This is a genomic window from Bradyrhizobium sp. S3.2.6 (assembly GCF_040546885.1).
GTDB classification, from domain to species: Bacteria; Pseudomonadota; Alphaproteobacteria; order Rhizobiales; family Xanthobacteraceae; genus Bradyrhizobium; species Bradyrhizobium cytisi.
Window position 1 is genome coordinate 1 of record NZ_JBEPOS010000002.1, and the last position, 16,115, is coordinate 16,115.

Genomic DNA, 16,115 nt, shown 5'->3' on the forward strand with positions numbered 1-16,115 from the left:
TTCTTCGACGTACCGATCGGCATCATCGACCAGAAAACACACAAGCTCCGGCGCTGCGCTAGCGCAGCGCCGGAGCCGACCAAATCATGAACAGTGTCACCCATCCATCCGGTCTGTTCTGTTACCAATCCATCCGCTGGACAAGGCACCTGCGTTCGTCACTTTGTCCTCCTCACGATGGCAATTGGCCGCGAGATGCGGTTAGATGCCCGCGCGTCAGGCCGGGAGGATGCAAATGACCGTGATTTCCAGCAATGAGCCGAAGGACGCAACGCCGGCAGTGATTGCGCAGCAAACGGCGATGCTGAATGCGCTGCCGTTTTCCGACACGCGGGATTTCGACGACGCTGCGCGCGGCTTTCTCGGCACCATCGAGCAGGCGAGGATTGCGAACCCGCAGGGGCGGACGGTCTGGAGCCTCGAGCCCTATGGCTTTCTGTCCACTGATGAGGCGCCACCGACGGTCAATCCGAGCCTGTGGCGGCAGTCGCGGCTCAACATGCAGCACGGCCTGTTCGAGGTCGTGCCCGGTGTCTACCAGGTGCGCGGGCTCGACATCGCCAACATGACGCTGATCGAGGGCGACAGCGGCGTCATCGTGGTGGATACCCTGACCTCGATCGAAGGCGCGCGCGCCGCGCTCGATCTCTACTTCAGTCATCGTGGCCAGCGGCCGGTCGCGGCCGTGATCTTCACCCACACGCATACCGACCACTGGGGTGGCGCGCGCGGCGTGCTGGAGGAGGATGCACTGGCGACGGGGCGCGTGCCGATCATCGCGCCGAACCTGTTCATGGAGCATGCCGTCTCCGAGAACATCATCGCGGGACCGGCGATGCTGCGCCGGGCGCAATACCAGTTCGGCCCGTTCCTGGCCAAAGGCGTGCGCGGGCAGGTCGACTGCGGCCTCGGCAAGACCATGGCGGCGGGATCGGTGGCGCTGCTGCGTCCGACCGACCTGATCATGGCGACCGGCGACACGCGCATCATCGACGGCGTCGAGTTCGAATTCCAGATGGCGCCGAACAGCGAAGCGCCGGCGGAGATGCACTTCTTCCTTCCGCGCTACAAGCTTCTCAACCTCGCCGAGAACTGCACACATAATTTTCACAATCTGCTGCCGTTCCGCGGCGCCGACGTGCGCGATGCGCTGGCCTGGTCGAAATATCTGGGCGAGGCGCTGCATCTGTGGGGCGGCAAGGCCGAGGCGATGTGCGGCCAGCATCACTGGCCGGTGTGGGGGCGTGAGCGCATCGACACTATGATCCGCGAGCAGCGCGACCTCTACAAGTTCGCGCATGACCAGACCATCCGCCTGATGAACCACGGGCTGACTGCGGCCGAGATCGCCGAGACGATCCAGCTGCCGAAGAGCCTGGAGGGCGCCTGGCACGGGCGCGGCTATTACGGCCATATCCGCCACAATGTGAAAGCGATCTACCAAAAATATCTCGGCTGGTACGACGCCAACCCGGTCAATCTCGATCCGCTGCCGCCGGTGGAATCGGGCAAGAAATATGTCGAGTACATGGGCGGCGCCGATGCGATCCTCGCTCGTGCGCGCGCGGATTTTGACAAGGGCGAATTCCGCTTCGTGGCGCAGGCGCTCGGCCATCTCGTCTTCGCCGAGCCTGATAATCAGGCTGCGCGCGCGCTGCTGGCGGATACACTGGAGCAGCTCGGCTATGCCGCCGAGAGCTCGACCTGGCGCAATGCCTATCTGTTCGGCGCCCAGGAATTGCGTCACGGCATGCCGAAGACGCCGCCACGTCCACCGATGCCGCGCGAGACGCTGGCAGCGCTGCGCACCGAGCAGCTCTGGGACGTGCTCGGCATCCGCCTCAATGGCCCGAAGGCGGAAGGCAAGCACATCGTGCTGAACTGGAGCTTTTCCGATACCGGCGAGACGTTCGTGCTCAATCTGGAGAACTGCGCGCTGACTTATACGGAAGGCGTGCAGGCCGACAATGCCGATGCCAGCTTCACGCTGGCGCGCGCGACGCTGGATGAGGTGATCGCCAAGCTGACGAGCTTTCCGGAGGCCGTCGCCGCCGGCAAGGTCAAGCTGTCAGGCAACCCGATGCGGCTTGCCGAGCTGATGGGACTGATGGACGAATTCCCGCGGATGTTCGAGATTGTGGAGCCGAAGCGGGCGGTGGTGAGGTAGGTCTCTCGTCGTAATCATCTCTCGTGCCCCGGACGCAGCGCAGCGCTTCTTCAGCGGTGCGCTGCAGAGCCGGGGCCCATGTTTCCGAGAGTGTGCCTTGCCGCGTGGGTCCCGGCTCTGCGCCGCAACGCTAAGGGCGTTGCAGCGCGTCCGGGACACGAGAGCCGAGTTACTCCGCGCTGCTCACCAGCTTGATCCGTGGCGCGGTCGCTTCGGTCAGGCCGCGATAGGCCGCGAGATAATCCAGCGCCATCCGCCGCGCGGTAAAGCGCTTCTCGAACTGCCTGCGGATGGCGGTGCGGTCGAGTTGCGCGAGGCGGTTGACGACGCCGGCTGCGCTGAGGATGTCCTCGACGACGAAGCCGGTGAGGCCTTCGTCGATGATTTCCGGCACCGAGCCGCGGTTGAAGGCGACCACTGGCGTGCCGCACGCCATGGCCTCGATCATGACGAGGCCGAACGGCTCCGGCCAGTCGATCGGCAGCAGCAGGCCGAGCGCGCCGCTCAAGAAGTCCGACTTCTCGTGATCGCTGATCTCGCCGATGAAATCCACCAGCGGATTGTTCACGATCATCGGCTTGATCAGCTCGTCGTAATAGTCCTGGTCGGCGCGATCGACCTTGGCCGCAATCTTCAGCGGAATGCCGCAATGCATCGCGATCTTGATGGCGCGGTCGACCCCTTTCTCCGGCGCGATGCGGCCGAGCACGGCGAGGTATTCCTGCTTCGCCGGCCTCGGCGTCAGCAGATGCTCCGGCAGGCCGTGATGGATCGTGGTCACCCAACTCGCCTGCGGCACAGGCCGCCGCTGTGCGTTCGAGATCGAGATGACAGGCATCTTGGAGAAGGTGTTGAAGACAGGCTGATGCTCCGGCAGATCGAGCCGGCCATGCAGCGTCGTCAGGAACGGTGTCGGCTGCCGGTGGAACAGCGACCACGGATAATAGTCGAGATGAAAGTGGAGGAAGTCGAACTCCTCGTCGTCACATTTCTGCCGCACGCGCTCCAGGAGCACCATGTGCAGCGCGTTGGGATCGCGCACGGAACCATCGAGGCGCAGTGCCCGCGGCCATAAGGCATCCAGCTTTGCCGACGTCTGCGAATCGCCGCTGGCAAATAGCGTGACGTCGTGACCAAGGGCAACCAACTCTTCCGTCAACCAGTGCACCACCCGCTCGGTGCCGCCATACAGCTTGGGTGGAACAGCCTCCGTCAACGGAGCTACCTGCGCGATGCGCATCTCAGCTTCTCCTCTGCGTGATCATGGAAATTAAAGCCCCTACCGAGTTCGGCACCGGCACGCCAGGGAGGGAACGTTCTCGCATTTGCGAAGTTCCTCTCAACTAACGTTACTTCTTCGTCACACTGCAGCGTGGCCGCGATGCTGCCATCACCCCTTCTCAGTTCGTCCGTATCCGCATGTCGTGATGGCTTTGCCCGGGAACCGAGGCGAAGCGGTCGATGTTCACTCGATCAGTAAGAAAAATGGAAATCATGACGGGGTCGCAGAGAATGGATCATCTTTCTGGATATGCGCGCAGGCCATTTGCCTTTGTTCTGCGCTATCTGCGGCGTCGTTTGGCGTCGCACCTGGTGATCCTGGGTGCCGTTGTTGCGGCAGTTGCCTGCTCGGTAGGCACGCAATACGGCGTCAAATCCCTTGTCGACAGCCTGTCGGCGGGAACTTCGCATGGCGGTAGCGTATGGCTGGCATTCATTCTGCTCATGTCGCTGATTGCCGCCGACAACTTTCTGTGGCGCATCGCGAGCTGGACAGCGAGCTTCACCTTTGTTCGTGTCACGGGCGATTTACGCCGTGACATATTTCGTCATCTGACCGGTCATGCGCCGAGCTACTTCTCGGACCGGATGCCGGGCATGCTGACCAGTCGCATTACGGCCACATCCAATGCAGTGTTCACCGTCGAGAACATGTTCATCTGGAATGTGTTGCCGCCATGCATCGCCACAATTGCGGCAATCGCGTTGATTGGAACCGTGAGCCCCTATATGGCGGTCGGCCTGATCGTGATCGCCGGCGGCATGGTGGTCGCGATGTTCCATCTGGCCGCGGCCGGCAAACCGTTGCATGACGACTTTGCCGACAAGGCGGCCGCCGTCGACGGCGAGATGATTGACGTCATCAGCAACATGCCGCTGGTCCGCGCCTTCTGCGGCATTGGCCACGAGCATGAGCGGTTCGATGCCACGGTGAACCGGGAAGTCAATGCGCGCGGACGCAGCCTGCGCTATCTGGAGAAGCTGCGGTTGTTGCATGCGGCGGTGACCGTGATTTTGACGATTGCGCTGATGGCCTGGGCGGTCACGCTTTGGCAGCGGGGAGAGGCGACCACCGGCGACGTGGTGCTGGTCTGTACCCTCGGCATCTCCATCCTGAGCGCGACTCGCGATCTTGCGGTGGCGCTGGTCGACGTCACCCAGCATGTCGCGCGCCTGACCGAGGCGATCGCCACGCTGCTTGTGCCGCATGATTTGCGCGATCACCCCGAGGCCGAGCCGCTGGTCAAGAGCGGTGCCGCGATTGCGTTCAACAACGTCACTTTCGGCTATCCCGGGGCCGAGAAGATCTTCGAGCGGTTCAGCCTGCGGCTGCAGCCCGGCCAGCGCGTCGGCCTGGTCGGCCAGTCCGGCGGCGGCAAGTCGACCCTGTTCACGCTGCTGCAGCGCTTCTATGATGTCGACGAGGGCAGTGTGACGGTCGACGGCCAGGACATCTCGAAGGTGACGCAGCAGAGCCTGCGCGAAGCGATCTCGGTGGTGCCGCAGGACATTTCCCTGTTCCATCGCTCGATCCGCGAGAATATCCGTTACGGCCGTCCCAACGCGACGGACGACGAGGTGCTGCGCGCGGCGATCGCGGCGCGCTGCGATTTCATCGACAGCCTGCCGGACGGTCTCGACACCATGGTCGGCGACCGCGGGGTGAAGATGTCCGGTGGCCAGCGCCAGCGGATCGCGATCGCGCGCGCCTTCGTCAAGGACGCGCCGATCCTGCTGCTCGACGAGGCGACCGCCGCGCTCGACAGCGAATCCGAGGAGGCGATCCGCGAGGCGCTGGGGCGCCTGATGCGCGGCCGCACCGTGATCGCGATCGCGCACCGTCTCGCGACGCTGCGCAATTTCGACCGGGTGATCGTGCTGAAGCATGGCAAGATCATCGAGGACGGCGCGCCCGACCGCCTGATGCAGGGCCACGGCCCATACCGTGAGCTGGTGACGCAGGAAATGAGCCGGCTCGCGAAGTTCGCCGCCTAAGACCCGGCAGTTGCGTTTGCGTGGCCGCGTTCGAACAACAAGCCGCAGGGGAGCAGCTTATGGGAGCCGAAGCCGCAACCAAGATCATTTCGGTATCGCAGACGGTCGAGACCGTCGCGGAGCAGGCCTTCTACATTCCGATGACGGGGCCCGCCGCGCGGCCCCGCCGCTCGCTCAAGCACGATGACACTTTTATCGTGCTGGACAGCCACGGCGACATCGGAGCGTCGGCCGGCGGGCCGGACGGCTTGTTCAACCATGACACGCGCTATCTGGCGCGGCTGGAGCTCGTGCTCGACGATCTCCAGCCGTTGCTGCTCGGCTCGAACCTGCGCGACGACAATTCGGGATTAACGGTCGACCTCACCAATCCCGACATTTATCGTCAGGGCCGCATCGTCCTGCAAAAGGACCTGCTGCACATCGTGCGCACGATCTTCCTGTGGCGCGGCACGGCGTATCAGCGCATCGGGCTGCAGAACCACGGCGAGCAGCGCGCCAGCTTCGAGCTGACGCTGCTGTTCGACAACGATTTTGCCGATCTGTTCGAAGTGCGCGGCGAGCGGCGTCCGCGCCGCGGCGCCGGCACCAGCAAGCTGCTCGGGCCGACAGACGTGCTGTTCGAATATCGTGGTCTCGACGATGTCGAGCGGACCACCGGGCTGCATTTCGATCCGCGTCCGACCAGGCTTTCGGTGAATGCCGCAACGTGGCAGCTCGAGCTCGATCCACATGAGGCGAGATCGCTGTTCGTGGCCGTGTCCTGCAACCGGCCGATCGCGGAGAAGCCGGCGCGCTTCTTCAGGAGCCTCTTGGCGCATCGCCGCGAGATGCGGCAGTCGACGATCGGCGCGACCAGCATCGAGACCTCCAACAACATTTTCAACGAGGTGCTGTGCCAGGCCATGGCCGACCTCAACATGCTGATGACGGAGACGCCGCAGGGGCGCTATCCCTATGCCGGCATTCCCTGGTATTCGACGACGTTCGGCCGCGACGGCCTGATCACCGCGCTGCAGATGCTCTGGGTCGATCCGCGGGTCGCCAGGGGCGTGCTGCGGCGGCTCGCGCATTTCCAGGCCAAGGCGGTCGATCCGCTCGCTGACGCCGCACCCGGAAAGATCCTGCATGAGATGCGCGGCGGCGAGATGGCGGCACTGCGCGAGGTGCCGTTCTCGCAATATTACGGCAGCGTGGATTCGACCGCTCTGTTCGTCCTGCTCGCGGGGCGCTATTTCGAGCGCACCGGCGACCAGACAACGCTGGTCGAGCTGTGGCCCGCGATCGAGGCGGGGCTTGCCTGGATCGACGGTCCCGGCGACCCCGACCAGGACGGCTTTGTCGAATACCAGCGCGCCACCGAAAAGGGGCTCGCCAACCAGGGTTGGAAGGACTCTTTCGACGCCATCTTCCATGCCGACGGCAAGCTCGCGGAGGGCAACATCGCGCTCGCCGAGGTCCAGGGCTATGTCTACGCCGCAAAACAGCTCGCCGCGCGATGCGCGCTGCAGCTCGGCAAGCCTGAGGTCGCGAAGAGGCTTGAGGCGGAGGCCAAGACGCTCGCCGAGCGCTTCGAAGAGGCATTCTGGTGCGAGGAGCTCAGGACCTACGCGCTTGCGCTCGACGGCAACAAGCGGCGATGCGAGGTGCGGACCTCGAATGCCGGGCAGGTGCTGTTCAGCGGCATGATCCGGGAGGATCGCGCCCGTCTTGTGGCTGCCGATCTGATGCGGCCGCACTTCTTCTCCGGCTGGGGCATTCGCACCGTCGCGCGCGGCGAGGTGCGCTACAACCCGATGTCGTATCACGACGGCTCGATCTGGCCGCACGACAATGCGCTGATCGCGCTCGGGCTCGCCCATTACGGGCTGAAACACTCGGTGGCCCATGTGTTCAAGGGCCTGTTCGACGCCGCGGCCTACATGGATCTGAGGCGGCTGCCGGAATTGTTCTGCGGCTTCCGCCGCGAGAAGCGGCGCGGCCCGACGCTCTATCCGGTCGCCTGTGCCCCGCAGGCCTGGGCCAGCGCCACGCCGTTCACGCTGCTGGAGGCGGCGCTCGGCATCGAGTTCGACGTCGCGCGCTGCGAGATCCGGCTGCGCAATCCGCAATTGCCGACGTTCTTGAACGAGGTCATCTTGCGCGATCTGCGGCTGGGCGAATCCAGCGTCGACCTGCGCGTCAGCCGCCACGGCCACGACGTGGCGCTGGAGGTGCTGCGCACGCGCGGCCAGATCCAGGTGTCGATCGTGCTGGCGCGCTAGCGGCGCGCGGCAAGGAGGGATCATGCGTAACGCCGGATGGTTGGTCGTGAGCGTGGCGATCGTCGCGGGATTGACGGTTGCCGTATCGCGAGCCGCGGAAGAGCAACCCGCAGCCGCAACCGAGGCGAACGCACCGCCGACGGTGCAGTCGCCGGCTTCGGTGGTGCCGATCACGCCGAAGGATGCCGCGCCGCCGCCCTCGGTGACCATCATCGGCGCCAGCGACGCCCATGGCGTGCTCGGACGGGACGTGCGCAGCGCAGCGGACGAGGACATGGGTCATATCGTCGACGTCATCGTCGATCTCACCGGCCATGTGCGCGCCGCCGTGATCGATTTCGGCGGCTTCCTCGGCGTCGGCAGCCGCAAGATCGTGGTCGACTGGAATGCGCTTCGTTTCGGCAAGATCACCAACAAGAAGGACAGTATCACGCTGGAATTGACCAAGGCGCAGGTCGCGGCCGCGCCGGAATACAAGGAAGACACCCCGATGGTCGTGCTCGGCGCGTCCGGTAGCCTGCAACCGCTGCAAGCGATTCAGTGAGGCGCGGGGAGGGATGGCCGCCGGTGCTTTCATCGTCGAAGAAGCCGAACCATGGAGCCCAGGATCGCGACGGCCGCGTTGAGCAGGACAGTTTTGCCGGCGTGCCATCGATCGCGGGCATTCCGGCGCCGTCGCGCCGGAGCCTGCGCGGCCTCGACTGGTTCATCTTCTTCCTCGCGGACGTGCAGACCGGCTTCGGCCCCTTCATCGCGGTCTATCTGACCACGCAGAAATGGACCCAGGTCGAGATCGGGTTCGTGCTGTCGATCGGCGGCATTATCGCGCTGATCGGTCAGATGCCAGGCGGCGCCATCATCGACGCCGCGAAATCCGAGCGGCTGGTTGCGGCGCTTGCGATCGCGACCATCGGCTGCTGCGCGCTCGCCTATGCGGCGATGCCGATCTTCCCCGTCGTGGTGGCGGCGGCCACCTTGCATGCGGCGGCGAGCTGCGTGCTGGGACCGGCGATCGCGGCGATCAGCCTGGGCCTAGTCGGTCCGCTCAAGATCGGCGAACGGCTCGGCCGCAACGCCCGTTTTGCCTCGCTCGGCAATGGCGTCGCCGCCGCGGTGATGGGAACGGCCGGTTATCTTCTCTCGAGCCGTTCGGTATTCCTCGTCAGCTTCCTGCTCGCGATCCCGACCCTGATCGCGCTGTCGCGGATCCGCGAGGAGGAGGTCGACATTGCGCGCTGCCACGGCGAGATGCCACGCGAGGCGCCGGTTCCCGGGGACACCAATGTCTGGCATCTGATCCGGCAGAAACCGCTCATCGTCTTTGCGCTGAGCGTGCTGCTGTTGCAGCTCGCAAACGCCTCGATGATGCCGCTGATGGCAAGCGCCGTGACGGCGCGGTCGAGCCAGTGGGCGACGGTGCTGGTGGCCTTTTGCATCGTCGTGCCGCAGGCGATCGTCGCGCTGCTGTCGCCGACCGTCGGGCGCAAGGCGCAGCTTTGGGGCCGGCGCCCGTTGCTGCTGATCGGTTTCGCCGCGCTGGCGATCCGCGGCGTGCTGTTCGCGACCGTGCGCGATCCCTATCTGCTGGTGCTGGTGCAGGTGTTCGACGGCTTCACGGCCGCTGTGTTCGCGGTGATGATCCCGTTGATCGTGGCCGACGTCGCCTTCGGCAGCGGGCATTTCAATCTGGCGCAAGGCATCGTCGGCACCGCGACCGGCCTCGGTGCGTCCTTGAGCACCGCGCTTGGCGGCTATGTCAGCGACAAGTTCGGCAATGCCACCGCGTTCCTCGGGCTGGCGAGCATCGCAGCGATCGGGCTGTTGCTGATCCTGTTCGTGATGCCGGAGACCCGGCGCACTGGCATGCTCGCGACAAAAGAAATGGCCGGCTGAACCAGATCAGCCGGCCACAAGTGGGGAAGACAAAATCAGGCGTGAAGATTGTGCAGGCGCTGACTGTTGCGCAGCAAAGCTTGCGAAACGTCAACGCTCTGTCCGCCCTGCGGTCATATGCAGCTCCCTCCCGGACGATCGTCGCTGGACGGCCGACGGTCGCCGGGCGTAACAATGCCGGAGGATTTGCGAAGATAGAGACAGGCTCTCTGGAGCAGGAGCGTGATGAGCATGCAGGGCAATGCCGAGGCGGGCAGGTGCAGGGACCTGCCGGGACAAATCGTGCTGGTGCTGCAAGGCGGCGGTGCGCTCGGCTCCTATCAGGCGGGCGTGTACCAGGCCTTGCACGAGGCGGGCATCGAGCCGGACTGGGTCATCGGCACCTCGATCGGGGCCATCAATGCGAGCCTGATCGCAGGCAACGCGCCGGAAAACAGGCTCGCGCGCCTGAAGGAGTTCTGGAAACGGATGGAGCAGACTCCTCTGCGCACCGGCGTTCCGGGCTTCGACGACAAGCTGGCCTATTGGTCGACTGTCACTGGCGGCATTCCCGGCTTCTTCCGGCCCAATCCACTTGCGCATGCCGGCGAGTCCTATCCGCTCGGCGCCGATCGCGCCGGCTATTATACGACTGCGCCGCTGGAGACCACGCTGCGCGAGCTCGTCGATTTCGGCCTCGCCAATCGCGGCGCGCCGCGTCTCACGGTCGGGGCGGCCCATGTCGGCACTAGCCGGATGCGCTATTTCGACAGCCGCGACGGTGAGCTGACGGTGAAGCACGTCATGGCCTCGGGCGCGCTGCCGCCGGCCTTCCCGGCGGTGCGTATCGACGGCGAGCTTTATTGGGACGGCGGCATTCTCTCGAACTCGCCGACGGAGGCCGTATTCGACGACAATCCTCGCAGGGACTCGCTGATCTTCTCCGTGCATCTGTGGAATCCCGCCGGCGCCGAGCCGACCACGATGGGGGAGGTGCTGACCCGCCACAAGGACGTGCAATATTCCAGCCGGATCGCGAGCCAGATCGAGCGCCAGCAGCAGGCCCATCGGCTGCGCCACGTCATCAACCAGCTTGCGGCCCGATTGCCCGCGAGCGAGCGCGATGATCCCGCGGTGAGGGATCTGATCGGCTATGGCTGCTCGACGCGCATGCATGTGGTGCGGTTGCTGGCACCGCAGCTCGATCGCGAGACCCACACCAAGGACATCGACTTCAGCCCGTCCGGCATCATGCGGCGCTGGGACGCCGGTTACGCGCATACAAGGTCGGTGCTGATGCGCGCGCCGTGGACCGGCGAATTCGATCCGCTGTCGGGCGTGGTGCTGCACGAGCATATCGACGAGATGCCGCTGGCCGCGGAATAGCGCCATAAGCGGCCGTTGGCTTCATCGAATTGCCACAGGCCTTGCGGATCGTCGGCTTTCGTCCGCAATCGAAAGACCCTGCAAGTGGTGACCGGGAACGATCTGGAATTGGCTCTCGATCAGGTCCGCGCCAATGCGCCGGGACCGGTGTCCGGCGTGTTCGGTCCTGACACGGTGACCTGGCGGATCGATCGGGAGGCGGTCATCTTTCTTGGCGCCGGCCGTGCGCTGCTGCTTCAACTCGCGCATCCCTGGGTCGCGGCCGCCATCGCAGAGCATTCCAACACCCTTGCCGATCCGATCGGGCGCTTCCACCGCACCTTCGACATCGTGTTCGCCATGGTGTTCGGCTCGCTCGACCGCGCCATGCTGTCATCCCGGCAACTGCATCGGCGCCACAGCATGATCGTCGGCCAGATGCCCGAGACCGTCGGTCCCTTCGCTGTGGGTTCGCGCTATTGCGCCAACGACATCCCGTCGCTGCGTTGGGTTCACGCCACGCTGGTCGAGACCGCGCTGATGGCGCACGATCTGGTCCTGCCGCCGCTCTCGGTGGAGGAGCGCGAGCGCTACTGGACCGAGAGCCGGACCTTTGGCGCGCTGTTCGGGCTGACGGGCGATGATCTGCCGGCGGATTGGTCCGGCTTCGCAGCCTACGCCGCAGCGATGGCGCAGTCAGACACGTTGACTGTCAGTCCTGCCGCGCGCGAGATCGCCGCGCAGATCTTTGGCGGCGCGCGCCCGTGGCTGCGGCCGCCGCGATGGTATCGCGCACTCACGGCAAGCCTGCTGCCGGAGCGTCTGCGCGCAGGCTTCGGGTTTGAGCTTGATGAGCAGCACGCCAAATCCGCCGACAACGCGCTGCGATGGATCAAGCGGGTCTATCCGAAATTGCCGGACAGGCTGCGCTATGTCGGTCCCTATCAGGAAGCGCAGGCCCGGCTGCGCGGCGAGCCGCAGCCCGACTGGGTGACCCGCTGCCTCAACCGCGCCTGGATCGGCCGGCCGCAGATGGACGTGCGCGGGAAGGGGTGAGCGCTCGGTGCTCGCCACAAGCACCGTCATTGCGAGGAGCTCTTGCGACGAAGCAATCCAGACTGCTTCCGCAGAGGGATTCTGGATTGCTTCGCTTCGCTCGCAATGACGGAGAATGTGGTAGCGGCCGTCGTGCCCTCACGCCGCCGCGAGCTTCCGATACAGCGCGCTGTAACTTCCGGCCGAGATGCTCCAGGAGAACGACCGGCCCATCGCGCTGCGGCGCATGGTGTCGAGCTGGTCCTGGGCCATGAACGCCTCGAAGGCGCGGCGGACGCCGCCGAGGAAGGACTCGTGCGAGGGTCTTGAGAACAAAAAGCCGGTCTCGCCGTCTGTGATGGTTTCGGCGAGGCCGCCGGTCTGGTGACCGATCGGCAGCGAGCCAAAACGCTGGGCATACATCTGGCTAAGCCCGCACGGCTCGAAGCGCGACGGCATCAGCGTAAAATCGCTGCCGGCAAAGATGCGCCGCGCCTGGGCGTCGTTGAAGCCGATGGTGACGCCGATGGCGTCGGGGCGGCGGCGATGGGCATCGATCAGCGCCTGCTCGAGCGCGGGCTCGCCGGAGCCGGTGACCACGATCTGCCCGCCGGCATCGACGATCTCGTCGGCGGCCGACAGCACGAGGTCGATGCCTTTCTGGTGCACGAGCCGCGCGACGATCGCAAACATCGGCCCGCGCGAGACCGCGAGGCCGAACTGCTTGCGTACGTAGTCCGCGTTGGCCTTCTTGCCGACCCAGTCGCCGGCGCCGAATTGCTGCGCGAGCTGGGCGCAGGAGAGCGGGTCCCAGCTCTCGTCGATGCCGTTGAGGATGCCGGTGAGCTCGGACGCTTCGGAGCGGACGCGCAGCAGTCCTTCGAGGCCGCAGCCGAATTCCTCCGTCGTGATCTCGCGCGCATAGGTGCCGCTGACGGTGGTGAGATGCGAAGCATAGACGAGGCCAGCCTTGAGGAAGGAGAGCTGGTCGTAGAACTCGACGCCGTCGATGTGGAAGGAGCTTTCGGGGACGCCGATCCGCCGCAACGAGTCCTTCGGGAAGAGACCCTGATAGGCGAGGTTGTGGATGGTCAGGATCGACGGCAGCTTGGCGCCGCGCCAGGCGAGGTAGGCCGGCACGAGCGAGGCCTGCCAGTCATTGGCATGGACCAGATCTGCTGCCCAATTCTTGTCCAGCTTGCCCATGGCAAGCTCAGCGGCCGCCGAGGCGAGCCGCGCGAAGCGAATGTCGTTGTCCGGCCAGTCGCGCCCGGACTCGTCGCCATAGGGATTGCCGGGACGGTCGTAGAGTTGTGAGCACAACAGCACATAAACCGGCAGGCCGTCCTTGGTGGCGGCCCGGCCGAGCGAGCAGGCCGGCATCTCCGCAAATGCCGGGCAGCGGCCAACGACCTGAATATGCGTGAGTTGCTCGATGATGTCGCGATAGCCGGGCAGCATGATCCGGATATCGGCGAAGGGGCGGAGCGCTCGAGGGAGGGCAGCGGAAACAGCACCAAGTCCGCCGACGCGGACGAAGTCGTCCATCTCCGTGGTGACGAATAAGACCCTCAAGAACGACTGCCCTCTTCCGATCCCGATTGCTGCTATGCAAGATCGGGTCCAGTTGTCCCGGAAACGCTCAAGCCCCCCACGAGACGCATCGGTTCGGTAAAGACTTTCCTACTCAGCCGCCGCCCTCTAGGGTCGGCGCAGCAACAAGAGAGAACATCGATAGTTCCTAAGGGGCGGCAAGGAGACGTGGCCGGCATGCAGCTAGCAGATAAGCACGAAGACACGACGACAAAGGCCTTCGCGGGTCTGCGGGTCCTGGATTTTTCGACCACGATTGCCGGCCCGCATTGCGCGCGGATGCTGGCCGACATGGGCGCCGAGGTTATCAAGATCGAAACCGAGGGCGGCGAGACGATGCGGACGCGGCCGCCGCTGCGTAAAGGCTGCAGCACCGTGTTCGGCCAGCTCAATGTCGGCAAGAAGAGCGTGGTGCTCGACCTCAAGTCCGAGGACGGCAGGGAGGCGGTCCGCCGGCTGGTCGCCGCCGCTGACATCCTGGTCGAGAATTTTCGCCCGGGCGTGATGCGCCGGCTGCGGCTCGACTATGACAGCCTCCGCCCGGTCAACCCCAGGCTGATCTATTGCTCGATCTCGGGCTATGGCCAGACCGGTCCCTCGGCCGAGCTGCCGGCCTACGCGCCGGTGATCCATGCCGCCTCCGGCTATGACATGGCGCATCTCGCCTACCAGCCGGGCCGCAACCGTCCGGACTATTGCGGCATCTACCATGCCGATGTCGTCACCGGTACCTATGGCTTTGGCGCGATTGCGTCCGCGCTCTATCAGCGCACCGTGACCGGGCTCGGCCAGCACATCGACGTCTCCATGCTGGAATCGATGCTGACCTTGACGGTGATCGAATTGCAGAGCTCGCAATTCGCGGTGAAGCCGCCGCCGCGTCCGATGTTCGGCCCGACCGAGACCGCCAACGGCTATGTCATGATCACGGTCGCCAGCGAGAAGACGTTTCAGTGCCTGATGGGTGTGATCGGGCGGCCCGAATGGATCTCCGATCCGCGCTTCTCCTCCTATGCTCCGCGGCGCGAGAACTGGGCCGACATGATGGACGGCGTCGAGGCCTGGTCGAAGCGGCTCACGACCGATGCATGCCTTGTGGCTTTAAGCGCTGCCGGCGTGCCGGCCTCGGCCTATCGCACCATCAAGGAAGCTCTGGCCGATCCGCAGCTCGCGCACCGGCAGGCGCTCTCGTCGGTGGAGGACGGAGGCGGCGCGTTCCAGGTGCTCAATCTGCCGTTCCGGATGACGGGCGCTGACACGACGCCGGGCAAGACGATCTCTGTGCTCGGCGAGCACACGGATGCGCTGTGCGACGAATTCGGCCTCGGCGACGACGCGCCAATTCCGTCCGGCAAAACGACCGTGCAAGGCTGACGAAGGGCCAGGTTTGTCTCGTCCCGCCGCCCGTGCCATGGTGGCGCGACGAAGAAATATGCCGGGAGGACGCCATGAAGAGTTTCAAGGTCGCTGATTTCAAGGCGCCGCTGCAGGAGTTCGACGAGGCCACGCCGCAACCGTCAGGCACGCAGGTGCTGATCAAGGTCAAGGCCGCCGGCGTCTGCCACAGCGATCTCCATATCTGGGAAGGCGGCTATGATCTCGGCCATGGCCGCAAGCCGCTGTCACTGAAGGATCGCGGCATCAATCTGCCGCTGACCATGGGCCACGAGACGGTCGGCGAAGTGCTGGCGTTCGGGCCCGACGTGAAGCCGACCGACCAGGGCGGCCTCAAGCATGGCGATGTCGGCCTGGTCTATCCCTGGATCGGCTGCGGCAAATGCGCCACCTGCCTCGGCGGTGACGAGAACATGTGCCTGACGCCGCGCTCGCTCGGCGTCTATTGCGACGGCGGCTATTCCGATCACATGCTGGTGCCGCATCCGCGCTATCTGCTCAACCTGAACGGGCTCGATCCCGCGTCGGCCGCACCCTATGCCTGCTCGGGCGTCACCACCTACAGCGCGCTGAAGAAGGTCGAGCAGCACTTTGACACGCCGATCGTGATGTTCGGCGCCGGCGGTCTCGGCCTGATGGCACTGTCGCTCTTGAAGGCGATGGGCGGCAAGGGCGCGATCATGGTCGATATCGATGCCAGGAAGCGCGAGGCGGCGGAAAAGGCCGGCGCGCTTGCCACCATCGATCCCAAGGCGCCGGATGCGCTGGAGCAGCTGGCGAAGAAGGCGGGCGGCCCGATCCGCGCCGTGATCGACCTCGTCGGCAATGCCGCAACGACGCAGCTCGGCTTCGACTGCCTGACCAAGGGCGGCAAGCTCGTTATCGTCGGCCTGTTCGGCGGTGGCGCGACCTGGGCCTTGCCGCTGATCCCGATCAAGGCGGTGACGATCCAGGGCAGCTATGTCGGAAACCTGCGCGAGACGCAGGAGCTGCTCGATCTCGTCCGCGCCAAGAACGTAGCGCCGATCCCGGCGACGAAGGCGCCGCTCAACAAGGCCAACGACGCGCTGGTGCAATTGCAGCAGGGCGCGGTGGTCGGGCGCACGGTGCTGACGCCGTAGCGGCTCTCTCCTCCGTCATTGCGAGCG

The 16,115-nt window shown here is 65.2% G+C and carries 11 protein-coding genes; 9 read left to right on the top strand and 2 right to left on the bottom strand.

Going from position 1 to position 16,115, the window contains the following annotated elements:
- The first annotated feature begins 235 nt into the window (after positions 1-235).
- Positions 236-2,167 carry an alkyl/aryl-sulfatase gene (locus tag ABID58_RS04385; RefSeq protein ID WP_354031681.1) on the top strand — a complete coding sequence of 644 codons (1,932 nt, stop codon included), beginning with the start codon at positions 236-238 and terminating at the stop codon, positions 2,165-2,167.
- Positions 2,168-2,336: 169 nt separating this feature from the next.
- Here ABID58_RS04385 and ABID58_RS04390 read toward each other — a convergent pair whose 3' ends face one another.
- A complete protein-coding gene (locus ABID58_RS04390; RefSeq protein ID WP_148749018.1) occupies positions 2,337-3,407 on the bottom strand; it encodes a glycosyltransferase family 4 protein in 1,071 nt (356 codons plus the stop codon).
- 272 nt (positions 3,408-3,679) lie between these two features.
- On the opposite strand from ABID58_RS04390, the gene ABID58_RS04395 reads away from it, so the two are divergent.
- The 6 genes from ABID58_RS04395 to ABID58_RS04420 all read left to right on the top strand — a co-directional run bounded on the left by ABID58_RS04395 (position 3,680) and on the right by ABID58_RS04420 (position 12,000).
- Positions 3,680-5,443 (top strand): ABC transporter ATP-binding protein, encoded by a 1,764-nt coding sequence (locus tag ABID58_RS04395; RefSeq protein WP_148749017.1) that lies wholly within the window; start codon positions 3,680-3,682, stop codon positions 5,441-5,443.
- Between the two features lie 59 nt (positions 5,444-5,502).
- On the top strand, positions 5,503-7,707 hold the full coding sequence (locus ABID58_RS04400; RefSeq protein ID WP_354031682.1) for an amylo-alpha-1,6-glucosidase: 2,205 nt from the start codon (positions 5,503-5,505) through the stop codon (positions 7,705-7,707).
- 22 nt (positions 7,708-7,729) lie between these two features.
- Positions 7,730-8,251 carry a PRC-barrel domain-containing protein gene (locus tag ABID58_RS04405; protein ID WP_187434597.1) on the top strand — a complete coding sequence of 174 codons (522 nt, stop codon included), beginning with the start codon at positions 7,730-7,732 and terminating at the stop codon, positions 8,249-8,251.
- Positions 8,248-9,600 (top strand): MFS transporter, encoded by a 1,353-nt coding sequence (locus tag ABID58_RS04410; RefSeq protein WP_148749015.1) that lies wholly within the window; start codon positions 8,248-8,250, stop codon positions 9,598-9,600. Before ABID58_RS04405 ends, ABID58_RS04410 begins: the two co-directional genes overlap by 4 nt.
- Positions 9,601-9,825: 225 nt before the next feature.
- Positions 9,826-10,965, top strand: a complete 1,140-nt coding sequence (locus ABID58_RS04415) for a patatin-like phospholipase family protein (protein WP_502916385.1) — start codon at positions 9,826-9,828, stop codon at positions 10,963-10,965.
- A gap of 84 nt (positions 10,966-11,049) precedes the next feature.
- Positions 11,050-12,000: an oxygenase MpaB family protein gene (locus tag ABID58_RS04420; RefSeq protein WP_354031683.1), complete on the top strand. Its 951-nt coding sequence runs from the start codon at positions 11,050-11,052 to the stop codon at positions 11,998-12,000.
- Positions 12,001-12,138: 138 nt separating this feature from the next.
- Here ABID58_RS04420 and glgA read toward each other — a convergent pair whose 3' ends face one another.
- The gene (gene glgA / locus ABID58_RS04425) at positions 12,139-13,554 is read right to left on the bottom strand and encodes a glycogen synthase GlgA (RefSeq protein ID WP_148749012.1); all 1,416 of its coding nucleotides are present in this window, start codon (positions 13,552-13,554) and stop codon (positions 12,139-12,141) included.
- Positions 13,555-13,749: 195 nt separating this feature from the next.
- Here glgA and ABID58_RS04430 point away from each other — a divergent pair, with 195 nt between their 5' ends.
- Together ABID58_RS04430 and ABID58_RS04435 are read left to right on the top strand one after the other, a co-directional pair.
- Complete coding sequence (locus tag ABID58_RS04430) at positions 13,750-14,946, top strand: CaiB/BaiF CoA transferase family protein (RefSeq protein WP_354031684.1); 1,197 nt, start codon at positions 13,750-13,752, stop codon at positions 14,944-14,946.
- A gap of 74 nt (positions 14,947-15,020) precedes the next feature.
- Positions 15,021-16,088: an alcohol dehydrogenase gene (locus ABID58_RS04435; protein WP_354031685.1), complete on the top strand. Its 1,068-nt coding sequence runs from the start codon at positions 15,021-15,023 to the stop codon at positions 16,086-16,088.
- Positions 16,089-16,115 lie beyond the last annotated feature (27 nt).